Raw genomic sequence first — 23,360 nt, 5'->3', positions numbered from 1 at the left:
CGCTGAAGCCCATGACTGAACGGATCACGAAGGCCGTCATCCCCGCTGCCGGCCTGGGAACGCGCTTCCTGCCCGCGACCAAGGCGATGCCGAAGGAGATGCTGCCGGTCGTCGACAAGCCCGCCATCCAGTACGTGGTCGAGGAGGCCGTCGGCGCGGGCCTCACCGACGTGCTCATGATCACCGGCCGCAACAAGAACGCGCTCGAGAACCACTTCGACCGGGTCGCCGAGCTCGAGTACACGCTCGAGCAGAAGGGCGACACGGCCAAGCTGCAGAAAGTCAACGAGTCGACCGAGCTCGCGCAGATGCACTACGTCCGCCAGGGCGACCCGAAGGGCCTCGGCCACGCGGTGATGCGCGCCGAGATGCACGTGGGCGACGAGCCGTTCGCGGTGCTGCTCGGCGACGACATCATCGACGAACGCGACGTGCTGCTCACGCGCATGCTCGACGAGCAGGTCGCCCGCGACGCGAGCATCGTGGCCCTCCTCGAGGTCGACCCCGACAGCATCCACCTGTACGGCGCCGCCGAGATCGAGGAGACCGACGACCCCGACGTCGTCCGGATCACCGGCCTCGTCGAGAAGCCCGCGAAGGAGGTCGCCCCCTCGAACTACGCCGTCATCGGCCGCTACGTACTGAAGCCCGAGGTGTTCGAGGTGCTGCACCGCACCGAGCCCGGCAAGGGCGGCGAGATCCAGCTCACCGATGCGCTCATGGAGATGGCGGGCGACGTCGAGAGAACGGGCGGCGTGTACGGCGTCGTCTTCCGGGGTCGTCGCTACGACACCGGCGACAAGCTCGACTACATCAAGGCCGTCGTCCAGCTCGCCTCCGATCGCGACGACCTCGGCGCCGACCTGCGGGCCTGGCTCGTCGAGTTCGCCGCCGGTCTCGAACGAGGCTGACGTGCCGGTGGCATCCGTTCCGACCCTCGTCGACGGGTCGCTGACGCTCCGTCCGATCCGGGTGCGAGACGCGCGCCAGCTCGAACGGGTGCTGCTCGACAATCGCGCGTGGCTGCGGCGCTGGGAGGCGACCTACCCCGGCGGGGGCACGGTCATCGACGCGCGTGCGAGCATCCGCAACCTGAACGCCCACGCACGCGCCGGCACGGCGCTCCCGTTCGTCATCGAATGGGAGGAGGAGCTCGTCGGGCAGCTGAACGTCTCCTCGATCACGCACGGGTCGCTCGCGTCGGCATCCATCGGGTACTGGGTCGCGAAGGAGGTCGCCGGCCGCGGCATCACCCCGACCGCGGTCGCCCTCGCGACCGACCACTGCTTCCGCACGCTGCGCCTGCACCGCATGGAGATCTGCATCCGCCCGGAGAACGGGCCGTCGCTCCGGGTCGTCGAGAAGCTCGGCTTCCGCTACGAGGGGCTGCGCCGCCGATTCATCCACATCGACGGCGACTGGCGCGACCACTTCGCGTTCGCGCTCGTCGCCGAGGAGGTGCCCGGCGGGGTGCTCCGTCGCTGGCGGGAGGGTCGCGCGCCGACGGACGCCGCCGCGATCCCCGAGGCCGACCGCGAGGCCGCGCGCACCCCCCTTCGGGTGGGGGATCGCTGACACGCCCCACGGCGAGCGGGATCGCCGGCGCCCGGTGACCTAGCGTGGTGCCATGGATCCGATCGGCGGTGGCGTGCTCGTGGCGGTCGCCGCGACGCTCTGGATCGCCTATCTGCTCCCGAGCTGGCTCCGCCGGCGACAGTACCTCGCCACCGAGCGCAACGCGGTGCGCCTGCAGCAGACCCTGCGGATCCTCGCCGAGACGGCCGAGGCGCCGGAGGAGGTCCGCACGGGCGTGACCGCGCGCGAGGTCGCCGCGCAGGAACGGATCCTCCACGAACACGAGCTCGCCTCGCGCCTCGAGGCGCAGGCCGCCGAGAACCTCGCGATCGCCGAGCGCATCGCCGCCGAGGAGGCCGCCGCCGCCGCCGAACGCGAGGTCGCGGCGCAGGCGGAGCGGGCGGCGGCCGCCGAGCGCGCGGCGGCCGCACGGCGCACCGCCGCGCTCGCGGCCGAGGCGGATGCCGCGGCTCGTCACGGGACGACGGCGCCCGCCGCTGCCGACGCCCGCGCCGCCCGCCGCGGACGGCGTCGCCGTCGCGCGATGTGCTCGCTGCTGCTCCTGGCCTCGCTGGTCGCGCTCGTCGTCGGCCTCGTCGTGCTCGCCCTGGGTGGCACGGGCCTGGTCACCCTCGCCGGCGGCCTGGGCATCGTCGCGGCCATGAGCGGCCTCGCGGTGCTCGCCCGCCGCCGGCCGATCCCGGTCGTCGCGGCGCCCGTCGCGGTGCCCGTCTCCGAGCCCTTCGAGCCCATCGACGTCGAGGAGGCCGACCCCTCCGAGGGAGCCGGCTGGACGCCGCAGCCGCTGCCGAAGCCGCTCCACCTCTCGCGCGGCACGATCGCGGCGAGCGTCATGGCCTCGATCGCCGAAGCCGAGCAGCTCAAGCGCGCCGCGACGGAGGCCGAGTTCGCCGAGCGCGCCGAGCGGATGGAACGGCAGGTTCCCGTGCTCCGGCCGACCGCGGCATCCGTCGAGGACGCACCGACCCAGGCGGCCGGCGACGCGGAGGCGCACCGCCGGGCCGGTTCGGCGTCCGAACCCGCCAACCCGTACGCGCGCATGGGCATCGTCGACGGTGCCGAACCGGGCATGGGCGACCTCGACCAGGTGCTGCGGCGCCGTCGCACCGCCGTCTGATCGGGTGGTCCGGACCACCCTTCGGAGGATGGTAGAGTCGTTCACGGCTCGGGCCCATGGCGCAGTTGGTAGCGCGTCTCGTTCGCAATGAGAAGGTCGGGGGTTCGAATCCCCCTGGGTCCACCAACCTGATGAAAGCCCCCGGAATCCGATCGGATCCCGGGGGCTTCGTCGTCCGCTCGTACGCTGGAGCCATGAGCGACGCGATCGACCCCGACCGCATGGGCGCCGACCGGATCGACCGGGCCGTCGAGCACGCCCTGACCCGGCGCAAGGACTACGGCGAAGAGCGCCTCGACGAGGCGGCGCTCGCCGCCGACCCGTTCGTGCAGTTCGACCGCTGGCTCGCCGAGGCCGACGAGCGCGACGTGTACGAGCCGAACGCGATGGTGCTCGGCACGGTCGGCGCAGGCGGCACGCCGTCGAGCCGGACCGTGCTGCTGCGTGGCGTCGACGATCGCGGGTTCGTGTTCTACACCGACCGCTCGTCGCGCAAGGGGCGGGCGCTCGCGGCGTCCCCGACCGCGACGCTGCTCTTCCCGTGGTACCTGATCCACCGGCAGGTCATCGTCACGGGCGTCGTCGATCCGGTCCCCGACGAGGAGTCCGACGCGTACTGGGCGACCCGCCCGTACGGGTCGCGCATCGCCGCGACCGCGAGCCGCCAGTCGCAGCCCATCGGTTCGCGAGCCGAGCTCGAGGAGCGCGTGCGCGAGCTCGAGGAGGAGTACGCGGGCGTCGACGACATCCGTCGGCCGGATCGGTGGGGCGGCTACCGGCTGCGCCCGTGGCGGATCGAGTTCTGGCAGGGGCGGACCTCTCGGCTGCACGACCGGATCGTGTTCGACCGCGATCCGGAGGCCGCGGCGGGGTCGCCGTGGCGGATCGGCCGTCTCCAGCCGTAGGACGTATCCGGTCGCGGCGATCGGCCCGAGGCGACGGCGCCGCGGGCCGGTGCCTGCGACGCGCAGGCGTAGGCTGGAGCGGATGTCGCAACCCCCGGTGCCTCCCGTTCGCGAGGCGAACGATCACCGCTGGCGCGCCTACTGGGTGTGCGTCGGCGTCGCCGCACTGACGATCATGGACCTGACCAAGGTCAACGTCGCACTGCCGTCGATCGAGGAGGCGCTCGGGGCCGGGCCGACCGAGCTCGGCCTGCTCGTCTCGGGCTTCGTGCTCGCGTTCGGGCTCACGCTCGTGCCCGCGGGACGACTCGGCGACCAGGGCTCGCGCAAGACGATGTTCATCGTCGGTCTCAGCCTGTTCGCGCTGACGAGCCTCGTCTGCGCGATCGCGCCGAGCGCGCCCGTGCTCCTCGCCGGCCGCCTGCTGCAGGGCGTGGCCGCCGGCATCCAGATGCCGCAGGTGCTCGGCATGGTGCAGCAGCTCTTCCAGGGCGCCGAGCGCGGGGCGGCCTTCGGCCTCTTCGGCGCGACGATCGGCATCGCGACGGCGTTCGGCCCGACGCTCGGCGGTCTCGCGATCGCGATCGGCGGGCCCGACGACGGATGGCGCGGGATCTTCTGGATGAACGTGCCCCTCGCGCTCATCGCCATCGCGTTCGCCGCGCGCCTGCTGCCCGGACGGCCGCCCGGCGATGCCCGGCGGATCTCGCTCGACCCCGTCGGGGTCGTGATCTTCGGGGTCGTCGTCGCGTCGCTCATGTGGCCGTTCCTGCTCACCACGGGTTCGCCCGACGACGACCCGGCGCGGTGGTGGACGCTCGTCGTCTTCGCGGTCGCGCTCGGCGCGTTCCTCTGGTGGGAGCGGCGGTACGCGGCATCCGGCCGTGCCCCGCTCGTGCCCCTCGACCTGTTCTCGCTCCGCTCGTACCGCAACGGCACGCTGCTCGCGACCGTGTACTTCGCGGCGATGCCGGCGTCGTTCCTGCTGACGACGCTGTACCTGCAGCAGGGGCTCGGTCTCGAGCCGGTCTTCGCCGGCATGGTGACGATCGGCTTCGCGCTCACGAGCGCCTACACGTCGTGGCTCGGCGGGCGGCTCGTGAACCGCGTCGGGCGCCCGCTCGTGGTCGGGGGCCTGGTCCTGCTGCTCATCGGGTTCGGCCTGCTCGTGCTGGTCGCCGTGGCCACGCCGCCCGAGCTCACGCCGTGGCTCATGGCCGCCGTGATGCTGGTCGGCGGGGCGGGCGGCGGGCTCGTCATCGCGCCGAACCAGGTGCTCGCGCTCGCCGACATCCCGGTGCAGCGAGGCGGGCTCGCGGGGTCGGTGGGGCAGCTCGGCCAGCGCATCGGCACGGCGATCGGCACCGCCGTCGCGCTCTCGCTGTTCTACTCGACGGTGTACCGCGAGCAGGGTGCCGAGCCCCGCATCGACGTGTTCCACCAGGCGTACGCGGTCGGCATCGCGGCCGTGGGGGCGCTCCTCGTCGTCGCGCTCGTCGTCGGCCTCGTCGACCTCCGGCAGCGCCTCGGCGGCACGCGCCGCGAGCGCGAGCGTGAGCGTGAGCGTGAGCGTGAGGTCGAGCGTGAGCGCGAGCGCGAGTCCTCCGACGGTGACACGCAGGCCCGGCCCCTGATCGACCCGGAGAGCGACGGGCCCGTCTCGGCCTGAGCGTGCCATCGGGGACCGTGCCGGCGCGTCAGCCGGCCGGCGCGCGCGCGGTCAGGCGGCCACGGCGCGCTCGGCCTCGAGCAGTCGGGCGAGTTCCCGCGCCGAGAGCTCCCGCCCGAACGCCGGGTGGCCCGGCTCGAGCGCGCGACCGTTCGCGAGCACGCCGCCGTCGACCGGGTCGAAGCCGAGGTCGTCGATGATGCGCGCGACCGCCGCGCGCGCATCGGCGTCGTCGCCCACGACCGCGATCGCGCGTCGGAGGGGCGAGCCCGACGGCATGGGGTCGTCCTCCATGTCGTGGTAGCCGAGGTGGTTGAGGGACTTCACGACGCGGGCCGCGGGGTTCAGCGCCGCGTGGATCTCGCTCGTGGTGCGCTCGTCGGCGTCGACGTCGGGGATGTGCCCGTCGACCGGCGGCCAGTAGTTCGTGGCATCCACCACGACCTTGCCGTCGAACGCGCTCCACGGCACGGTCGGCGCCTTGCCGAACGGCACCGCGACGACGATCACGTCGGAGTCCGCGGCGAGGCGGTCGCCGTCGGCCACGCGGGCCCCTGGCGCGACCACCGAGACGAGGAGTTCGAGCGCCGTCTGACGGGGTGAGCCGGTGAGCGCGACCTCGTAGCCCGCATCGACGAGCAGGCGCGCGAGCGCGGTGCCCACCTTGCCGGCGCCGAAGATGCCGATCGTCGGTCGTTCCGCCACGCGCTCCTCCATTCCCGCCCGGCCGCCGGGCGCGCCGACGCGATGTCGGCCGTCCGGCGCCGTCTCCATCGTGAACGCGCCCGCCGGGACGGGCATTCCCGGAGCCCCACGGAATAGTCTCTCAGCAGACGGGGTTCCGATCAGGTGCATGCACGTGCATCGATCACACGACGGGAGCAGCGGATGGCGCGCAACCACGAATTCGGACTCGACACCTTCGGCGACGTGACCCTCGGCCCGGACGGCGAGCCGCTGCCGCAGGCGCAGGTCCTCCGCAACGTCGTCGAGGAGGCCGAACTCGCCGATCGCCTCGGCCTCGACTTCTTCGGCGTGGGGGAGCACCACCGGCACGAGTTCGCGATCTCGGCGCCCGAGGTCGTGCTCGCGGCCATCGCCGGCCGCACCGAGCGCATCCACCTCGGCTCGGCCGTCACGGTCCTGAGCTCGGACGACCCCGTGCGCGTCTACCAGCGCTTCGCGACGCTCGACGCCGTCTCGGGCGGACGTGCGGAGGTCATCCTCGGCCGCGGCTCCTTCATCGAGTCCTTCCCGCTGTTCGGCTACGACCTCAGCCAGTACCAGGACCTGTTCGAGGAGAAGCTCAACCTGTTCTCGGCCCTGCTGCCGCAGGAGCCGGTGACCTGGACCGGCAAGCTGCGCTCGTCGCTGACCGACCAGGAGGTCTTCCCGAAGGTCGAGCACGGCAGCCTGCGCACGTGGGTCGGGGTCGGCGGCAGCCCGGAATCCGTCGTCCGTGCGGCGCACTACGGCCTGCCGCTGGTGCTCGCCATCATCGGGGGCAGTCCGGCACGATTCGCCCCGCTCGCCGACCTCTACCGGAAGGCGCTCGCGCAGTTCGGCCACGAGTCGCAGCCGATCGCGGTGCACTCCCCGGGCATCGTCGCCGACAGCGACGAGCAGGCGCTCGAGACGCTGTGGCCGCACTACGAGGTCATCATGAATCGCATCGGGCGCGAGCGCGGCTGGGGTGCGGTCACCCGCGAGCACTTCGAGGGCGAGGCGAGCCCGAACGGTGCGCTCTACGCGGGTTCGCCCGAGACCGTCGCGCAGAAGATCGCCGCAACGCTGCGCGCTCTCGGCGCGCAGCGCTTCGACCTGAAGTACTCCAACGGCACGCTGCCGCACGAGGCGATGCTCCGCACGATCGAGCTCTACGCGACCGAGGTGGTCCCGCGAGTGCGGGAACTGCTCGCCGCCGACGAGGCGGATGCCACGGGCGAGACGGATGCCGCAGGCGACGCCGACGCGACCCCGGCGACGCCCGGCGCCTGACCGGGGCAGCTCCCGGCGCCTGACCGGGGTCGACTACGGCTTCGCCGCGGACAGCCCGGCGCGCTTCGCGGCCGACCGACGTCGCACCGCGGTGCGGAACCACTCGGCATCCGGCAACCGGGCCAGGAAGCTGCCCGCCAGGATCGTGATCAGCACGTAGCCGGTGGCGAGCGGCGCGAGCGCGGGCTCGATGCCCGAGCCGACCGCGAGCCCGGCGATGACGATCGAGAACTCCCCGCGCGGGGCGAGCACGAGCCCGGCGCGCCACTGGCCGAGCGTGCCCACTCCGGCGCGCCGTGCGGCGTACGCGCCCGAGATGAGCTTGGTGAGGATCGTCAGGGCCGCGAGCGCGGCGGCCGGCAGCAGCATCGAGAGGATCGCCGACGAGTCGGTCGCGAGCCCGAAGAAGACGAAGAAGATCGCTGCGAACAGGTCTCGAAGGGGCGTGAGCACGGCGCTCGCGTTCGCCGCCACCCGACCCGAGAGCGCGATGCCGACGAGGAAGGCGCCGACCGCGGCCGAGACGCTGACCTCGGCGGCGAGCCCGGCGACGAGCATGACGAGTCCGAGCACCCCGAGCAGCAGCGGCTCGGCGTGCTCGGCGGGGAAGAAGCGGGAGATCACGTGGCCGTGGCGGAGCGCCAGGAAGAGGATGACGACCACGATCGTGACGGCGATCGCGACGCCGATCGCGCCCTGGACGAGGCTCGCGCCGACGACCAGCGCCGACAGCACCGGCAGGTAGAACGCCATGGCGAGGTCCTCCATGACGAGGATGGCCAGCACCCCGGGCGTCTCGCGGTTGGAGAGCCGCCCGAGGTCGCGCAGGAGCTTCGCGATGACGCCAGACGACGAGACCCACGTGACGCCCGCGAGGGCGACGGCCGCGATGGGCCCCCAACCGAGCAGGAGCGCGAACGCCGCGCCGGGCAGGGCGTTCATCAGGGCGTCGAGGATCCCGGCGCGCCGCGAGGACCGCAGGCCGATGACGAGCTCCTCGGCGGTGTACTCGAGGCCCAGCAGCGCGAGCAGCAGGATGACGCCGATCTCGGCGCCGGTGGCGAAGAACTCCTCGCTCGCGTCGAAGGGGAGCAGGCCGCCGTTGCCGAAGGCGAGTCCGAGCAGCAGGTAGAACGGGATCGGGGAGAGGCCGATGCGGATGGCGAGGCGCCCCAGGAGGCTCATGGCGAGGAGCAGCGCGCCGACTTCGATGAGGAGCAGCGTGGTCTCGTGCATCGGGCCCCCGGGGTCAGTCGGGGCCGTTGGCGAGCAGTCGGGCCAGTCCGTCGAGTCCGTCGCGCGTTCCGACGGCCACGATCACGTCGCCGGCGCGCAGCACGTCTGCGGGGGTCGGCGACGGGATCACCTCGCCGTCGCGCATGATCGCCACGATCGACGAGTGCGTCCGGGTGCGCGCCTTGGTGTCGCCGAGGGGGTGGTTCAGGTAGGGCGAGTCCGTCGGCAGGGCGATCTGCTCGGTGAACAGCCCGGTCGTCAGGTCGGAGAGGCTGGTGAGCCGGGCGAGCATGACGGAGGCGCCGAGCACGTCGGCGAGGGCTGCGGCCTCGTCGTCGCTCAGCGGAATGGTGTCGCGGCACTCGTCGGGGTCGTCCTCGTCGAAGACCCCGAGATCGCGCTCGCCGTCCCGGTGCGACACCACGCTGATCCGCCGGCCGCTCTCGGTCACGAGGTCGTGGCGGAAGCCGATCCCGGGCAGGTCGACCTTCTCGATGCGAATTCCCACGTCCGCCATGCTAGACCCGTCCGGGGACGTCCGGTCCGAGGAACGCTCAGGATTCAGCGGTGCGCATTCCCGTTTCGGGATCCGTCGGCTCATCGCCGAGCCGGCGCCGTTTCACGCGGATGCGGCGGCGCGCGTCGTCATCTCGAGCACCGGCGTGCCGCCGTCGTCCTCGACGGTGAACGAGACGCGGACCGCACCCAGCTCGCCGAGCGAGTCGACGTGCGTGCCGCCGCACGGGATCCGCGCGGAGGCGTGCGGGAGTTCGCACACCCACGTGCGGCGGTCGGTGAGGTCGTCGCCCACGCGTTCGATGCGGACCCTCGCGTCGGCGCCGACCCATTCGGCGAGCGTCGCGTCGACGGATGCCGCGAGCTCGCCGAGGCCGTCGGCGAGCCCGGTCGCGTCGAAGCCGGCCCGGCGCAGCGACTTGTTCAGTCGGTAGCGATCGACCGACGCCGACGGCTGGATCTGCGACGACGCGATCGCGATGCCGTCGAAGTCGGGGGAGCCGAGTGCATCCTCGCGCGCGGCCTTCGACCAGCGGCCCGCGAGCGCGCGGTTCAGGGCGAGCGAGGCCGCATGGCACGCGGTGTGGCCGATCGAGAGCGCTCGACGGGTCGCGGCATCCGCCTCGAGCTCGACCTCGTCGCCCTCGTGGACGTCGGCGTCGGCGTCGAGGAGGTGCGCGACGAGGAAGGACCAGCCCTCGGTGCCGGGACGCACGGGGAGCGCGCCGACGTGCAGTTCGCCGCCGTCGGTCGCGGCGACCACCGCATCGCGGATCGCGTACTCTCGAGCGCCGAGGCGGAGCACGCCCGCGTCGGCGGGCTGGTCGGGCCAGGCGGCATCGACGGGGTGGACGCTCGTCCGGTCGGTGATCACGGCGAGGCGGTCGCCGTGCGGTGCGACCGCGAGGACGCGGGCCTCGGCGCGCAGGTCGCCGGCCGGATAGGTGACGATCGTGTCGGTGTCGGGCAGCCCCATCAGACGCCGGACTCGCGCCGGCCGAGGACGTTGAACGGGATGGCGAGCGAGAGCGACACGAGCACGATGCCGCCGAAGAAGACGGGCGCCTCGAAGCCGACCACCACGTCGGCGATGCTGAACACCCACATTCCGAGTACGAACAGCGCCATGGCGATGAGGAACGGGAACACGCTCACGAGGGACCTCCTTCGGACGCGGCGGACCGCCGCGGCGCCAGTCTAGCCATGGGACGGGGTCCCGCGCGGGGCCCTCAGTCCTGCACAGGTCCGAGCCAGGCGTTCGCGATCGTGTTCAGCGCGGCATCGTCGCTCGAGGGGTGGAAGACGCCCGCGAGCACGTCGCGCTGGAGTCGCCCGAGCTCGTTCCCGGCGAAGTAGGTCGCGCCGCCGGCGACCCGGACGGCGGCGTCCACGACCTCGCGCGCCGTCTGCACGGTCCGCACCTTCACGCCCGAGAGCTTGGCGAACCAGAAGGCGCCGTGGTCGGTGCCGTCGGCGACATCGTCCGCGAGTGCGACGAGCTGGGGCGCGACGGCGTCGAGTGCGAGTGCGGCCTCGGCGATGCGCCGGCGCACCGCGGGATCCTCGGATCGGGGCAGGCCGGTGCGAGCCGACGTGCGCGAGCGGGCGGCGTCGACCGCGATCGCCAGCGCCCGCTCGGCGAGGCCCGCGTAGACGGCGCTCAGGAACAGCTCGAAGCACGCGAAGATCGCGAAGACGAACGGGTCGGGGTTCGGACCGGGGTCGAGTCGCCGCACGATCCGGTCGGATGCCGCGACCGCGCCGTCGAGCACCGTGGTGCGGCTCTGGGTGGCGCGCATGCCGATCGTGTCCCAGTCGTCGAGGGTGCGCACGTCGGGGTCCTCGCGGTCGATGAAGCCGTACACGAGCTTCGGGCCGTCCACCGACGCCGTGTCGAGCCCGTGCACCCCGAGCCGCGTCCACGCGGGCGAGAGCGAGGTGAAGATCTTCCGGCCCGTGTACCGGACGCTCCCGTCGGGCTGCGGATCGGCGACGGTGCCCGAGCCGAACAGCATGAGGTCGTTCCCGGCCTCGCTGATCCCGAACGCGAAGACCTCGCCGGCGGCCGCCTCGGACAGCACGAAGTCGAGCGCGTCGTCGCCGCGGTCGTGCAGGAGGCGCGCGACGCCGGTCCAGACCAGGTGCATGTTCACGCCGAGGGCGGTCGCGGGGGCCGCGGTCGCGAGCCGCGACTGCGCGCGCACGACGTCGGCGAGGCTCCAGCCGAGGCCGCCGAGATCGGCGGGCACGAGTGCCCCGAGGTAGCCCAGGTCCGCGAGCTCGGCGAGGTCCTCGGCGAAGAACGCGTTCTCGCGGTCGTAGCCGGCCGCGCGTTCGCGGAACCGGGTGAGCAGGTCGTCGTCGAGCAGGGTTCCCGGGGTCGTGTCGGCGGTCACGGCGCCAGCCTACGCCGGGCGGTCGGCACCCGTGTCGGACCCCTGCGGGGCGCCGGTCGCGCCCGGCGACGCCGCGGCGTCCCCCGTACCTGTCGCCCTGCCGCCCCCGCGCGGCCCGCGCCCGCCGCGGGTCGCGAGCACGATGATCCCGACCACGATCGCGGCGATCACCGCGAGCAGCGCGAGCCACGGCAGCATGACGCCGATCACCACGAGCAGGCCCGAGACGAACCCGACCAGCCCGTTCCATCCGGCGACGACGCCGCTCCAGAAGTCGTTCGGGCCGGCCTCGGGCGCGAGGCCCTCCGACAGCAGCTCGACCGTGAGCGTCGAGTAGTCGACCTGGTCGACGAGGGCGTCGCGCTGGGCCGTGAGCGCGTCGAGCTCCGATTGGCGGGTGGTGAGCTCGGACTCGATCGCGATGAGGTCGCCGACGTCGTCGGCCTGCGCGATCAGCGTGCGGAGCCGATCGACCGAGGTGCGCAGCGACTCGATCCTCGAGTCGAGGTCCCGACGCTGCTGGCTCACGTCGGTGGAGTCGAGCTGGACCGAGTCGACCTCGCCGAGCTCCCTGAGATCGGCGAGCACGTCGTCGAAGCGGTCGGCGGGGATCCGCACGACGAGCGTCGCCCGCGCCTGCTGGGTCTCGGTGCCGGGGGTCTCGTTGCGGCTGTCGATGCGTCCGCCGGCGGCGTCCACCAGCGCGGCGACCTCGGCGGCCGAGTCGATGGGGTCGTCGACGGTGATCGCCATCCAGCCGGTCTTGATGACGTCCTGGTCCTCCTCGATCGAGCCGGCCTGCTCGTCCTCCGTGAACGGCTCCTCGTCGCGCGGCGCGACGGCGCCTCCGTCGGCGGGTGCCTCCATCCCGACGTCGGGCTCCGACGTCCCGCTGTCGGAGCCCCCCGAGGCCATGCTGCAGCCCGTGAGGAGGAGCGCGGAGAAGGCGATGAGCCCTGCGATTCGGATCCCTCGGCTGGTCATGCGGTCACCGTAGCCCCGCGGCGGGATCCGATGTCTGGACGCCGGCTGCAAGTCGGATCACGATCCGGTTGCGGCGCGCTGTGAGCGATCGGCCCCGGTCGGCGGATGCCGCGCCCCGCGCGCCCGTCAGTCGGAATCGGGGTCCCGGCCCGTGCGCTCGCCGGACTCGAGCGTCGCGATGGCCGCGACATCCGCGTCGTCGAGCTCGAATGAGAACACGTCGAGGTTCTCGGCGATGCGCTCCGGGCTGGAGGCCTTCGGGATCACGATCGTGCCTTGCGCGACGTGCCACGCGAGCACCACCTGCGCGACCGAGCGGCCGTGCTTCGCGGCGATCGGCTCGAGCACGGGGTCGCCGAGGAGGCGACCGCGGGCCAGCGGCGACCAGGCCTCGGTGCGGATGCCCGCCCCCTCGTGGAACGCGCGGAGTTCGCGCTGCGGCAGCCACGGGTGCAGTTCCACCTGGTTCACCACGGGCGCGACGCCGGTCTCGCCGATGATGCGCTCGAGGTGGTGCGCGTGGAAGTTCGAGACGCCGATCGAGGTCGTCCGGCCTTCGTCGCGGAGGCGAACGAGCGCCCGCCAGGTGTCGACGTACCGGTCGCGCGACGGCACCGGCCAGTGGATGAGGAAGAGGTCGAGCCGGTCGAGCCCGAAGCGCTCCATCGCCGCATCGAACGCGCGGAGCGTCTCGTCATAGCCGTGGTCGTCGTTCCAGACCTTGCTCGTGACGAAGAGCTCCTCGCGGGGCAGGCCGGACTCGCGCACGGCGACGCCGGCCTCGGCCTCGTTGCCGTAGAGGGCCGCGGTGTCGAGGTGCCGGTAGCCGAGCTCGATCGCAGTGAGCGCGAGCCGCGCGGCATCCGCCGCCGGCACCTTGTACATGCCGTAGCCGACCTGCGGGATCGCGCGGCCGTCGGCGAGGGGGATCATGGGTGCGAGGGGCGGATGCGGCATCCGTTCGCCTTTCGTCTCTGGATCGCGTCGGCGTCGAGCCACGTCAGCTCGGCGTGATCGTGACCGGTTCGGTGTCGGGGATCGGGCTCGCGTCGCGACCTCGCAGGTCGGGATGCCACCGGCGAGCGAGCGCCGGCACGACGAAGCCGAGGAAGGCGAGCACGGTCGCCGCCCAGAACGCGCCGACCGCGTCGAAGCCGTCGATGAGGAAGCCCGCGAGCGCCGAGCCGAGCGCGGCGCCGATGAGCTGGCCCGTGCCGACCCATCCGTACGCCTCGGCGGTGTCGGAGAACTTCACGCTCGCCGAGACGATCGCGAAGAGCACCGCGAGGGCCGGCGCGATGCCGATGCCCGCGATGAAGAGGGTGAGCGCGAGCCACCAGAAGTCCATCGAGAAGGCGGCGAGCGCCGTGCCGACGAACACGATGAACATGCGGCGGGCCGTCGACCACGGGCCGATCGGGACGTGCCCGAGGCCGAGGCCGCCGGCGAGGCTGCCGATCGAGAAGATCGCGAGCACGATGCCGGCCTCGGCGCCGTCGTGGCCGAACGCCGCGACCACGCCGGCCTCGATGGCGGCGCACGCGCCGATGAGGAGGAAGCCGACGATCGTCGCGAGCATGACGGGCGGGCGCGTGAGCACCTTGCCGAACGCGCGCTTCGAGCGGGGGATGCGCACGCGCCCGAGTTCGGGCGAGGAGATGAACCAGATGCCGCCGACGACCATGAGCGCCGCGGCGAGCAGGATGCCCCAGACCGTGCCGATCTGCGTCGAGACGAAGGTCGTGACGACCGGGCCGACGACCCAGATGATCTCCTGCGCGGAGGCGTCGAGCGAGAACAGCGGGGTCAGCTGCCGGGAGTTGACCATCTTCGGGTAGATCGTGCGGACGGCCGGCTGCACGGGCGGCGTCGAGAGCCCGCACACGAAGCCGATCGCCATGTAGAGCGGCACCGTGAGCGGCAGCACGCCGATGGCGACGACGGATGCCACGCACACGACGAGCGTCGTGATGAGCACGGGTCGCATGCCGAACCGGCCCATGAGCCGGCTGGTCAGGGGGCCGGCGATGGCCTGCCCGATCGAGGTGGCGGCGAGCACCAGGCCGGCCGCGCCGTACGAGCCGGTCTGCTGCTCGACGTGCAGCAGGAAGGCGAGCGAGAGCATGCCGGAGGGGAATCGTGCGGTCAGCTGGGCGGCGATGATGCGCGCGACGCCCTTGGTCCTGAGGAGATCTGTGTAGCCGGCCACGGTGGCTCGATCCTATCGACGCGGATGCCGCCCGCCCGTGCAGCTCGATCGCATCAGTCCTTCCATATATAACTACAGAATGATAGGATGACGCCGTGCACGCGTTCGATGTCCTGGGCGACCCTGTGCGCCGCCGCATCCTCGACCTCCTCGCCGACGGCGAGCGTCCGGCGGGCTCGGTGGTCGACGTCGTCGCGGGGGAGTTCGGCATCACGCAGCCGGCCGTGTCGCGTCACCTGCGGATCCTGCGCGAGCACGGGTTCGCGACCGTCCGTGCCGACGGCGCTCGCCGGATCTACGCGCTCGAGCGCACCGGGCTCGACGAGGCGGGCGCGCAGCTCGAGCGCTACCGCCGGCTCTGGCCGCAGCGGCTCGACGCGCTGCACACCGAGATCGCGCGCGGCGTGCGCGCCCGACGGAAGGACGCATGATGGCCGTGACCGGAGAGATCCACGCCGACGAGCCCGGCTTCCGGCTCTCGTTCGACGAGGTCTACGACACCGACCCCGACGACCTGTGGGAGGCGGTCACCACGCCCGAGCGACTCGCGCGCTGGATGGCCGCGTACCGCGGCGACTTCCGGCCGGGCGGGCGCTGGCAGGCGCTCACGCGCGACGGCGAGGTCTACTGCGACGGCGAGGTCGTCTCGTGCGACCGGCCCAACGGCTTCACGACGACCTGGACCGTGGTCGGCGAGGCGCCGACCCTGCTGACCGTGCGCCTCGAGCCACAGGGGGCGCGCACGCGACTCAGCCTGCAGCACGAGCACGTGACACGGCCCGACTACGGGCCCGGCTGGCACACCTACCTCGAGAGCCTCGCCTGGCACCTCGCCGACCCGGCCGCCCCGAAGGACCGCGCCCGGTGGGACGCCCGGTTCGAGGAGCTCGAGCCGGGTTACGCCGCGCGGCTCGCCGCGCTCACTCGGTGAGCGCCTTGACCACGCGCTTGACCGAGACGGTCTCGGCCGTGCGCAGCTCCTGGGCGAAGAGGCCGACTCGGAGCTCCTCGAGCATCCACCTGACCCGCACGAGCCGTGCATCGGCCTCGGCGGCGATCGGGAACGTGCCGCCGGCCTTCTCGTAGGCCGTGCGGGCCTGGTCGAACTCGGTCAGCACCTGGCGGTCACGGCCCGGGTTCTCCTGCATCCGGCGCACCCGGACGGTGATCGCCTCGAGGTAGCGCGGCAGGTGCCGCAGCCGTTCGAGCCCGGTGGTCGACACGAAACCGGATGGCACGAGCGCCTCGAGCTGCGACCGGGCGTCGGCGAGCGCCGACATGAGCTGCAGGCTCGACGCCTTCGAGATCGCCCGGTCGGCGTCGCGGGCCGCGACGAGGATCCTCGACACCAGGGCCACCGTCTCGAACATCCGATCCATGACGTTCGCCGAGACCGCGTCGCGCGCGGCCTCGAACTCGGCGCGCGTGCGCACGAGCCCGTCGGCGTGCCGCTCGCGCAGTTCGGCGTCGACCACCGCGGCGAGGCAGTCGTCGAGCAGCGCGCGCGGGCCGGCGTAGGCGCTCGAGGCCAGCGCGAGCTTCTCCTGGTTCGACAGGTGCTCCTGCACGTACGCCACCGGCGTCGGCGTCGCGAGGATCAGCAGGCGACGGATGCCGCGGCGCGACGCGCGATCACGCTCGTCGTCGGTCGCGACCAGCCGCAGTGCCACGGACGATCCCTCGTCGACGAGCGCGGGATACGCACGCACGACGTTGCCGGCCTGGCGGGTGTCGACGTGGGCGGGCAGGTCGTCCCAGTCCCAGGTCGTGAGGCCGGTGCGCTCGGCGAAGGTCGGGCCGGAGGTGCCGCCGGGCACCCCGCCTCGGCGACCGCGACGGGACGGGCCGACGCCGTCGCGGCCCGCGGAATCCGTGCCGGTCGCCGACCCGCCCGAAGCCGAGCCCGCGGCATCCGCCCCACCCTGGCCGCGGCGGGTGGGCGCATCGGCGAACGTCGAGGCGACCGCCCGGCCCGCGCGCTCGGCGAGGCGCGCCTGCAGCGCGGCGAGGTCCTTGTCGTCGCCCGCGGCCCGCCCGCGCTCGTCGACCGCCCGGAACGTCACGCGAAGGTGCGGCGGCACCCGCTCGAGGTCGAAGTCGTCGGCCGTCACGGGCGCGTAGGTGAGGCGCTTGATGACGCCGGCCACGGTCTCGGCGAACGGGGCTCGCGCCTCGCCCGTCTCGGGCCCGTCGGGCAGCTCGGCCGCGATCTTCGCCGCCCACTCCGCTGCGGGCACGACCTGGCGGCGCAGCACCTTGGGGAGCGTCCGCAGCATCGCGGTGATGAGGTCGTCGCGGAAGCCCGGAACCTGCCAGTCGAAGCCCGTCGGCTCGAGTCGCGGCAGCAGCACGAGCGGCACCTGCACGGTCACGCCGTCGTCGTCGGCGCCGGGCTCGAACCGGTAGCGGAGCGTGAGGGTCTGGTCGCCCTGCCGCCACCGATCGGGCAGTCCGCCGTCGGACGAGACCTCGTCCTCGCCGAGGAGGTCGGTGCGCGTCATCGTGAGCAGGTCGGGGTGCGCCCGATGCTCGCCCCGCCACCACCGCTCGAACGCGCGCGCGTCCGTGGCCTCCGCCGGCAGTCGCTGCTCGTAGAAGGCGACCACGGCCTCGTCGCCCGCGAGCACGTCGCGGCGACGAGTCCGCTCCTCGAGCTCGCCGAGTTCGCGACGCAGCTCGCGATTGCGTCGCACGAACGCGAACACCCGCGTGTCGAGCCGGTTCCAGTCCCAGTCCTCCTCGACGAGCGCATGGCGGATGAACAGCTCGCGCGCGAGCGCGGCATCGACCCGGGCCAGCTGGATGCGGCGCTTCGGGATGATCGGGACGCCGAACAGCAGCACCTTCTCGTCGGCGACGGCCGAGCCCTGCCGGCGCTCCCAGCGCGGCGAGGAATACGAGCGCTTCGCGAGGGGGCCGGCGAGCTGCTCGGCCCAGGCCGGATCGATCGCCGCGGCGGTTCGTGCGAACAGGCGACTCGTCTCGACGAGCTCGGCCGCCATGATCGCGGCCGGCGGCTTCTTCGCGAGGGCCGAGCCCGGGAACACCACGAAGCGCGTAGTGCGCGCCCCCGCGAACTCGGCCTGCTGGCGCCGTCCGCGGCGCTCGGCCTCGCGCTGGGTCCCCGCGCCGCCCCGGCCGCTCGAGGTGCGGCTGTCGTCGCGGATGCCGATCTGCGAGAGCAGCCCGGCGAGCAGCGACCGATGGATGCCGTCGGGGTTCGGCGCGCCCGCCGCGCTCGCCACGTGGAGGCCGAGCGGCTTCGCGAGCCGCACCAGCTGGCGGTAGAGGTCCTGCCACTCGCGCACGCGCAGGTAGTTGAGGTACTCGGTGCGGCACATGCGGCGGAACGCGCTGCCCGACAGCTCGCGCTGCTGCTCCTCGAGGTGGTTCCAGAGGTTCAGCAGTGTCAGGAAGTCGCTCGTCGGGTCGACGAACCGCCGGTGCATCTCGTCGGCCTGCTCGCGCCGCTCGAGCGGGCGCTCGCGCGGGTCCTGGATCGTGAGTCCCGCGACGATCGCGAGCACCTCGCGGCTCACGCCCTGCGCCTTCGACTCGAGCACCATGCGCGCGAACCTCGGCTCGATCGGCAGGCGGGCCAGCTGGCGACCGATGCGGGTCAGCTGCGGCCCGGCCGCGGCATCCGCCTCGTCGATCGCGCCGAGCTCGCGGAGCAGGTCGACGCCGTCGCGGATGCCTCGGGCGTCGGGCGGGGTCAGGAACGGGAAGTCCTCGACCGCGCCGAGCCCGAGCGAGGCCATCTGGAGGATGACGGCCGCGAGGTTCGTGCGCAGGACCTCGGGGTCGGTGAACTCCGATCGCTTCTCGAAGTCGTCCTCGGAGTAGAGGCGGATGGCGATGCCGTCGCTCGTGCGGCCGGAACGGCCCGAGCGCTGGTTCGCCGAGGCCTGCGAGATCGGCTCGATCGGAAGGCGCTGCACCTTCGACCGCGCCGAGTACCGGCTGATCCGCGCGGTGCCGGCGTCGACGACGTACCGGATGCCGGGGACCGTGAGGCTCGTCTCGGCGACGTTCGTCGCGAGCACCACGCGTCGCCGCAGTCCCGCGACCTTCGACGGTTCGAACACGCGGTGCTGGTCGGCCGACGACAACCGGCCGTAGAGGGGGAGCACCTCGGTCACGTCGGCCGCCCCGCGACGCGCGGCGTGGGCGCGCACGGCGACCTCGGCGTCGCGGATCTCGCTCTCGCCGGAGAGGAACACGAGGACGTCGCCGGATGCCTCGCGCCCGAGTTCGTCGAGCGCGTCGAGGATGCCCTGCTGCACGTCGCGGTCCTCGGCCGCCGCGCCCTCGTCGTCGTCCTCGCCCTGGCCCGATCCCGCGGACTCCGCGACGAGCGGGCGGTACCGGACCTCGACCGGGTAGGTGCGCCCGGACACCTCGATGATCGGGGCAGGCGTGCCCGAGCCATCCGCGAAGTGCGCCGCGAAGCTCTCGGGGTCGATCGTCGCGCTCGTGATGATCACGCGCAGGTCCGGCCGGCGGGGGAGCAGGCGTTTCAGGTACCCGAGCAGGAAGTCGATGTTGAGGCTGCGCTCGTGCGCCTCGTCGATGATGATCGTGTCGTACCGGCGCAGGTCGCGGTCGCGATGGATCTCGTTCAGCAGGATGCCGTCGGTCATCACCTTGATCCGCGTGGCCTCGCTCGCGCGATCGGTGAATCGCACCTGGTAGCCCACGAGGTCGCCGAGCTCGACGCCGAGCTCCTCGGAGACCCGCTCGGCGATCGTGCGCGCCGCGATGCGGCGCGGCTGCGTGTGCGCGATCGACTCGCGCCCCAGCTCGAGGCAGATCTTGGGCAGCTGGGTCGTCTTGCCCGAGCCGGTCGCGCCGGCGACGATGACGACCTGGTGGTCGCGGATGGCGCGCGCGATGTCGTCACGTCGACCGCTGACCGGCAGGTCGGCCGGGTACGTGATCGTGGCGGGGACGGGCGCGGGCATAGCCCTCCATCCTAGCCGCGCCTCGCACGGGCAGGCGCGGGGCCGGAGGTCTCGATCCCTCCGGCCGCGCCGGTCTCGGGTCGCTCAGGCGGCGGGCTCGGCGGCGGGTGGGACGTGGTGGTTGCCCCGGACGCGGTCTTCGGGATCCCATGCCGCCTTCACCGCGCGCAGCCGCTGCCAGGTCGCGTCGTCGAAGAACCGGCTCGCATCGACCGGGTGCTCGACGAGGTTCGGGTACTCGCCGACGGTCTGCGGTTCGAGGACGTCGTCGAGCGCGCCGAGCCCGGCGGCCACCGCGGCGTCGGACGCGGCATCCATCGGCACGCCGAGCCCGAACACGAGGATCTCGCCGTCGATCGTCGCTCGGGCGCCCGCGTCGGCCGGTCGCCGGCCGAATGCGCCGCCGATGTGGCGGATCTGGAGCATCGCGAGCGATCCGCCGGTTCCCGCGATCTCGGCCACCGCATCGATCGTCTCGTCCGGGAGGCCGTCGAGCAGCGCGGTCGTCGAGCGATAGGGCAGCGGCGACTCCGGGTCCATGGCGAGCGTCCCGAGGGCGATCGGCTCCTGCGTGCCGAGCGTGTCCATCGCCGGACCCAGGTCCTGGATCGGACGCAGCAGCCGCCGTGCCTCCTCCTCGCCGCCCAGGTGCGCCGCCATCACGATCGCGAACGACCGACCGCGGACGACCTCGGGCACGTCGGGCGTCGGAGGGAAGTGGATGACGGTGACCCAGGTCGTGAGTTCCTCGGGGAACGTCGGCAGGAGGGGCGTCCAGGTGCGGAGCACCTCGGCGGTTCGATCGACGGGGAAGAAGAAGGATCCGGCCGTGAGTTCGGGCACGTCGACGACCTCGAACTCGATCGCCGTGACGACGCCGTAGTTGCCGCCGCCGCCGCGAAGCGCCCAGAAGAGGTCGGCGTGGTGTTCGGCGTCCGTGCGGACGAGCGCACCCTCGGCGGTGACGAGTTCGATCGCTCGGACGGCGTTGGCCTGCAGCCCGTGGCGCCGGGTGAGCCATCCGATGCCGCCGCCCATCGAGTACCCCGCGATGCCGACGTCGAGCGAGGAGCCGTGCAGTCCGGCGAGCCCGCGCTCGGAGAGCATCGGCGCGACGTGCTCCCACTTGGCTGCGGCCCCGACCCGGACGCGCCGCGCGACGTGGTCGATCTCGACGTCCGTCATGCGCGACGTGTTCACGAGCATGGCTCCCGCGAGCGTGTCGCGTGACGATGCGCCGTGGCCGGTGCCCTGCGCCGCGAGCCGGAGACCGGCGTTCCTGGCGAGTGCGACGGCCTGGGCGACCTCCTCCGCATCGCGCGGGAGCGCGATGAGCTCCGGCCGCTGGTCGTCGAGCAGGTTGAACGTGGCGCGAGCCTCGTCCCAGCCGTCGTCCTCCGGTGAGAGGACGGTGCACGTCGCGTCGGCGGTGTCGATCGTGGTCATCGGGGTGCTGCCTTTCGGAGAACATGGGTGTGCAACGAAACAAACGGTACGACCGTTGCCGGTGCCGTGTCAATTGATCGAACAGATATGTGCGTAGAATTCAGGGGTGGCACGGAGATACGAGCAGAAGGCACGCGCGGAGCAGCAGGAGCAGACCCGGCGACGCATCGTCGAGGCGGCGCTCGAGTTGCACCGCACTGTCGGCCCCGCGGAGAGCTCGTTCAGCGCCGTCGCCGAGCGGGCCGGCGTGCAGCGGAGCACGTTGTACCGGCATTTCGCCGACGATCGCGCCCTCTTCCTGGCCTGCTCCGGCCTGCACCTCGATCGGCACCCGTTCCCCGACGCCACGCCGTGGCGCGACATCCGCTCGCCCGAGGCACGCGCCCGATCGGGCCTCTCCGCCGTGTACGGGTTCTGGGCGGAGAACGAGTCGCTCATCGCCAACGTCCTGCGCGACGGCGAACGCGACGCCGTGCTGCACGAGGTGAACGAGTTCCGGATGTCAGGGCCCCTGCGCCTCGCCCGTGACGCGCTCGTCGAGGCATGGCCCGAGCGCCTTCGCACCCCGGCGCTCGTCGCGGCTGCCGCGCTCGCCGTCGACTTCCGGACCTGGCAGACACTGGTCCGGCGAAGCGGGCTCGACCAGGCCGATGCCGTGGCGCTCATGGCCTCGAGCCTCGTGCACGCCGCCGAGCGCGGCACCGGCTCCGCCGCAGCAGCCTGATCCGGGGGCTCGCGCCCATCCCGTCCGGCGCGCCCTCGCCTTCGGGGGCGCGGTCGCGCCGCCGCCGCGCTCATGTTCGAGCTGTTCGCGGCCCGCGAACCCCGGATGCCTCGCGCCTCCCCGACGTGTTGCATGTCGGTATGACCCAGATTCCGACCAACCCGGTCCCTCGCGTGCAACTGAACGACGGCCACTCGATCCCGCAGCTCGGCTTCGGGGTGTTCAAGGTCGACCCGGCGGAGACCGAGCGCATCGTCACCGACGCGCTCGAGGTCGGGTACCGGCACCTCGACACCGCGCGCATCTACGGCAACGAGGAGGGCGTCGGGCGCGCGGTCGCGGCCTCCGGCCTGCCGCGCGAGGAGCTGTACGTGACGACCAAGCTCTGGAACGACGACCAGGGCACGCAGTCGGCGTTCGACGCATTCGAGGGGAGCCTCGACCGGCTCGGGCTCGAGTACGTCGACCTCTACCTGATCCACTGGCCCGTCCCCGCACAGGACCGCTACGTCGAATCGTGGCGGGCGCTCGAGCAGATCCGCGAGTCGGGTCGTGCCCGATCGATCGGCGTCTCGAACTTCATGGTGCCGCACCTGCGGCGCCTCCTCGATGAGACCGACGTGGTGCCGGCCGTCGACCAGATCGAGCTCCACCCGGCGCACCAGCAGCCCGAGACGACCGAGTTCGCAGCCGAGCACGGCATCGCGATCGAGTCGTGGGGTCCGCTCGGGCAGGGCAAGTACCCGCTCCTCGAGCTGCCCGAGGTCACCGACGCGGCAGCGGCGCACGGGAAGACGCCGGCGCAGGTCGTCATCCGCTGGCACCTGCAGCGCGGCTTCATCGTGTTCCCGAAGTCGAATCGGCGCGAGCGGATGGCCGAGAACTTCGACGTCTTCGACTTCGCGCTCTCCGACGGCGAGATGGATCGCATCACGGCGGTCGAGCGCGTCGGTCGCCTCGGTCCCGACCCGCAGCGGTTCGGCTGAGCGATCCCGCGGCTGATCGGGGGTTCGACCGGGTGGTCGAACCCCCGATGGGGGCGGGCGGATGCCGCGACACGCGCGGGATCCGAGACCGATTTGTGATCGGGGGGCAGCGCTGCATATGGTTGTACCCGTCGCCGCGGCGGCCGGGAGCGAACGCCCCTGGCGAAGCGGTCAGGTCTTAGCCAAACAGCCTCGAAGGCGCTCCATTGCGACTCGGTTGCTTCAAGCCTAAGATGACGATTCCATACCTCCTCGAACTCGACGACCTCAGGGCTGTCGGGCGATCGGAACCGTGAGTCCGGCTCAGCCGGATGGATCGGATCCGCAGGAGCGCGTGGTACAGTAGGGAAGTTGCCCTGAGGGCAGGCCGTGAGGCTGGAACTCGGGTGCGTCCGTTCCTTGAGAACTCAACAGCGTGCACTATGTTCAATGCCAATTTTTGAATCCCGTGTTCTCACTTTTTTGGTGGGGATGGGTTTCCTTTGATTGATGGACAATTTGATTTTTTGAAGTCAGTTGTTTCTCTGTCAGTGATTGAACTTGACCTTCTCCTTTTTGGGGTTGGTTGAACCATTTTTTTTGGAGAGTTTGATCCTGGCTCAGGACGAACGCTG

Annotated in this window: 22 protein-coding genes and 1 tRNA gene; 11 read left to right on the top strand and 12 right to left on the bottom strand. The window is 72.3% G+C overall.

Going from position 1 to position 23,360, the window contains the following annotated elements:
* Positions 1-11: 11 nt before the first annotated feature.
* The 6 genes from galU (at position 12) to GJ743_RS17910 (ending at position 5,287) form a co-directional block, all read left to right on the top strand.
* Positions 12-911, top strand: a complete 900-nt coding sequence (gene galU / locus GJ743_RS17935) for a UTP--glucose-1-phosphate uridylyltransferase GalU (protein WP_155053269.1) — start codon at positions 12-14, stop codon at positions 909-911.
* Positions 912-918: 7 nt separating this feature from the next.
* A complete protein-coding gene (locus tag GJ743_RS17930; RefSeq protein ID WP_328289335.1) occupies positions 919-1,575 on the top strand; it encodes a GNAT family N-acetyltransferase in 657 nt (218 codons plus the stop codon).
* A gap of 52 nt (positions 1,576-1,627) precedes the next feature.
* Positions 1,628-2,713 carry a hypothetical protein gene (locus GJ743_RS17925; protein ID WP_155053268.1) on the top strand — a complete coding sequence of 362 codons (1,086 nt, stop codon included), beginning with the start codon at positions 1,628-1,630 and terminating at the stop codon, positions 2,711-2,713.
* A 50-nt stretch (positions 2,714-2,763) separates the two neighbouring features.
* A tRNA-Ala gene (locus GJ743_RS17920) sits at positions 2,764-2,839 on the top strand.
* A gap of 68 nt (positions 2,840-2,907) precedes the next feature.
* Positions 2,908-3,618 (top strand): pyridoxamine 5'-phosphate oxidase, encoded by a 711-nt coding sequence (pdxH, locus tag GJ743_RS17915; protein WP_196217057.1) that lies wholly within the window; start codon positions 2,908-2,910, stop codon positions 3,616-3,618.
* 82 nt (positions 3,619-3,700) lie between these two features.
* Positions 3,701-5,287: an MFS transporter gene (locus tag GJ743_RS17910; protein ID WP_155053266.1), complete on the top strand. Its 1,587-nt coding sequence runs from the start codon at positions 3,701-3,703 to the stop codon at positions 5,285-5,287.
* A 51-nt stretch (positions 5,288-5,338) separates the two neighbouring features.
* On the opposite strand, the gene GJ743_RS17905 is transcribed toward GJ743_RS17910, so the two are convergent.
* Entirely contained in the window at positions 5,339-5,992 is a 654-nt protein-coding gene (locus GJ743_RS17905; RefSeq protein ID WP_196217056.1) for an NADPH-dependent F420 reductase, read from the bottom strand.
* A gap of 183 nt (positions 5,993-6,175) precedes the next feature.
* Between GJ743_RS17905 and GJ743_RS17900 the strand changes: the two genes are divergently transcribed.
* Complete coding sequence (locus GJ743_RS17900; RefSeq protein ID WP_155053264.1) at positions 6,176-7,285, top strand: LLM class flavin-dependent oxidoreductase; 1,110 nt, start codon at positions 6,176-6,178, stop codon at positions 7,283-7,285.
* A 33-nt stretch (positions 7,286-7,318) separates the two neighbouring features.
* Here GJ743_RS17900 and GJ743_RS17895 read toward each other — a convergent pair whose 3' ends face one another.
* The 8 genes from GJ743_RS17895 to GJ743_RS17860 form a co-directional block, all read right to left on the bottom strand.
* Positions 7,319-8,521 carry a cation:proton antiporter gene (locus tag GJ743_RS17895; RefSeq protein WP_155053263.1) on the bottom strand — a complete coding sequence of 401 codons (1,203 nt, stop codon included), beginning with the start codon at positions 8,519-8,521 and terminating at the stop codon, positions 7,319-7,321.
* 13 nt (positions 8,522-8,534) lie between these two features.
* Positions 8,535-9,029: a cation:proton antiporter regulatory subunit gene (locus tag GJ743_RS17890; RefSeq protein WP_328289326.1), complete on the bottom strand. Its 495-nt coding sequence runs from the start codon at positions 9,027-9,029 to the stop codon at positions 8,535-8,537.
* Positions 9,030-9,140: 111 nt separating this feature from the next.
* Positions 9,141-10,013 carry an alanyl-tRNA editing protein gene (locus GJ743_RS17885; protein ID WP_155053261.1) on the bottom strand — a complete coding sequence of 291 codons (873 nt, stop codon included), beginning with the start codon at positions 10,011-10,013 and terminating at the stop codon, positions 9,141-9,143.
* On the bottom strand, positions 10,013-10,192 hold the full coding sequence (locus GJ743_RS17880) for a hypothetical protein (protein ID WP_155053260.1): 180 nt from the start codon (positions 10,190-10,192) through the stop codon (positions 10,013-10,015). Before GJ743_RS17880 ends, GJ743_RS17885 begins: the two co-directional genes overlap by 1 nt.
* A 74-nt stretch (positions 10,193-10,266) precedes the next feature.
* Positions 10,267-11,433, bottom strand: coding sequence for an acyl-CoA dehydrogenase family protein (locus GJ743_RS17875; RefSeq protein ID WP_328289325.1), 1,167 nt, complete (start codon positions 11,431-11,433; stop codon positions 10,267-10,269).
* Positions 11,434-11,442: 9 nt separating this feature from the next.
* Positions 11,443-12,417 (bottom strand): DUF4349 domain-containing protein, encoded by a 975-nt coding sequence (locus GJ743_RS17870; RefSeq protein WP_155053259.1) that lies wholly within the window; start codon positions 12,415-12,417, stop codon positions 11,443-11,445.
* Positions 12,418-12,543: 126 nt separating this feature from the next.
* Positions 12,544-13,374, bottom strand: coding sequence for an aldo/keto reductase (locus GJ743_RS17865; protein ID WP_155053258.1), 831 nt, complete (start codon positions 13,372-13,374; stop codon positions 12,544-12,546).
* Positions 13,375-13,417: 43 nt separating this feature from the next.
* Positions 13,418-14,626 (bottom strand): MFS transporter, encoded by a 1,209-nt coding sequence (locus GJ743_RS17860; RefSeq protein ID WP_328289324.1) that lies wholly within the window; start codon positions 14,624-14,626, stop codon positions 13,418-13,420.
* Positions 14,627-14,721: 95 nt separating this feature from the next.
* Here GJ743_RS17860 and GJ743_RS17855 point away from each other — a divergent pair, with 95 nt between their 5' ends.
* Together GJ743_RS17855 and GJ743_RS17850 are read left to right on the top strand one after the other, a co-directional pair.
* Positions 14,722-15,057, top strand: a complete 336-nt coding sequence (locus GJ743_RS17855) for an ArsR/SmtB family transcription factor (RefSeq protein WP_328289323.1) — start codon at positions 14,722-14,724, stop codon at positions 15,055-15,057.
* Positions 15,057-15,557, top strand: coding sequence for an SRPBCC domain-containing protein (locus GJ743_RS17850; protein WP_196217055.1), 501 nt, complete (start codon positions 15,057-15,059; stop codon positions 15,555-15,557). Before GJ743_RS17855 ends, GJ743_RS17850 begins: the two co-directional genes overlap by 1 nt.
* On the opposite strand, the gene hrpA is transcribed toward GJ743_RS17850, so the two are convergent.
* Together hrpA and GJ743_RS17840 are read right to left on the bottom strand one after the other, a co-directional pair.
* Positions 15,547-19,590, bottom strand: a complete 4,044-nt coding sequence (gene hrpA / locus GJ743_RS17845) for an ATP-dependent RNA helicase HrpA (protein WP_155053256.1) — start codon at positions 19,588-19,590, stop codon at positions 15,547-15,549. The two genes, GJ743_RS17850 and hrpA, sit on opposite strands and share 11 nt — an antisense overlap.
* Before the next feature lie 84 nt (positions 19,591-19,674).
* Positions 19,675-21,036, bottom strand: coding sequence for an FAD-binding oxidoreductase (locus GJ743_RS17840; protein WP_155053255.1), 1,362 nt, complete (start codon positions 21,034-21,036; stop codon positions 19,675-19,677).
* A gap of 106 nt (positions 21,037-21,142) precedes the next feature.
* Here GJ743_RS17840 and GJ743_RS17835 point away from each other — a divergent pair, with 106 nt between their 5' ends.
* Positions 21,143-21,760 (top strand): TetR/AcrR family transcriptional regulator, encoded by a 618-nt coding sequence (locus GJ743_RS17835; RefSeq protein WP_328289322.1) that lies wholly within the window; start codon positions 21,143-21,145, stop codon positions 21,758-21,760.
* Positions 21,761-21,900: 140 nt separating this feature from the next.
* Positions 21,901-22,746, top strand: coding sequence for an aldo/keto reductase (locus GJ743_RS17830; RefSeq protein ID WP_155053254.1), 846 nt, complete (start codon positions 21,901-21,903; stop codon positions 22,744-22,746).
* Between the two features lie 426 nt (positions 22,747-23,172).
* On the opposite strand, the gene GJ743_RS19820 is transcribed toward GJ743_RS17830, so the two are convergent.
* On the bottom strand, positions 23,173-23,360 hold a 188-nt coding region (locus tag GJ743_RS19820), incomplete at its 5' end, for a hypothetical protein (RefSeq protein WP_230386905.1).

The organism is Agromyces bracchium, assembly GCF_009709675.1.
Classification (GTDB): Bacteria; Actinomycetota; Actinomycetes; order Actinomycetales; family Microbacteriaceae; genus Agromyces; species Agromyces bracchium.
This window is presented reverse-complemented; position numbering and strand designations above follow the sequence as displayed.

Bases quoted from the DNA above. Each gene is read 5' to 3' on its own strand.
- galU (WP_155053269.1), top strand. From the start codon at position 12: ATGACTGAACGGATCACGAAGGCCGTCATCCCCGCTGCCGGCCTGGGA.
- GJ743_RS17870 (WP_155053259.1), bottom strand. From the start codon at position 12,417: ATGACCAGCCGAGGGATCCGAATCGCAGGGCTCATCGCCTTCTCCGCG.
- GJ743_RS17840 (WP_155053255.1), bottom strand. From the start codon at position 21,036: ATGACCACGATCGACACCGCCGACGCGACGTGCACCGTCCTCTCACCG.
- GJ743_RS17850 (WP_196217055.1), top strand. From the start codon at position 15,057: ATGGCCGTGACCGGAGAGATCCACGCCGACGAGCCCGGCTTCCGGCTC.
- GJ743_RS17885 (WP_155053261.1), bottom strand. From the start codon at position 10,013: ATGGGGCTGCCCGACACCGACACGATCGTCACCTATCCGGCCGGCGAC.
- GJ743_RS17900 (WP_155053264.1), top strand. From the start codon at position 6,176: ATGGCGCGCAACCACGAATTCGGACTCGACACCTTCGGCGACGTGACC.
- GJ743_RS17830 (WP_155053254.1), top strand. From the start codon at position 21,901: ATGACCCAGATTCCGACCAACCCGGTCCCTCGCGTGCAACTGAACGAC.
- GJ743_RS17910 (WP_155053266.1), top strand. From the start codon at position 3,701: ATGTCGCAACCCCCGGTGCCTCCCGTTCGCGAGGCGAACGATCACCGC.
- GJ743_RS17865 (WP_155053258.1), bottom strand. From the start codon at position 13,374: ATGCCGCATCCGCCCCTCGCACCCATGATCCCCCTCGCCGACGGCCGC.
- GJ743_RS17925 (WP_155053268.1), top strand. From the start codon at position 1,628: ATGGATCCGATCGGCGGTGGCGTGCTCGTGGCGGTCGCCGCGACGCTC.
- hrpA (WP_155053256.1), bottom strand. From the start codon at position 19,590: ATGCCCGCGCCCGTCCCCGCCACGATCACGTACCCGGCCGACCTGCCG.
- pdxH (WP_196217057.1), top strand. From the start codon at position 2,908: ATGAGCGACGCGATCGACCCCGACCGCATGGGCGCCGACCGGATCGAC.
- GJ743_RS17895 (WP_155053263.1), bottom strand. From the start codon at position 8,521: ATGCACGAGACCACGCTGCTCCTCATCGAAGTCGGCGCGCTGCTCCTC.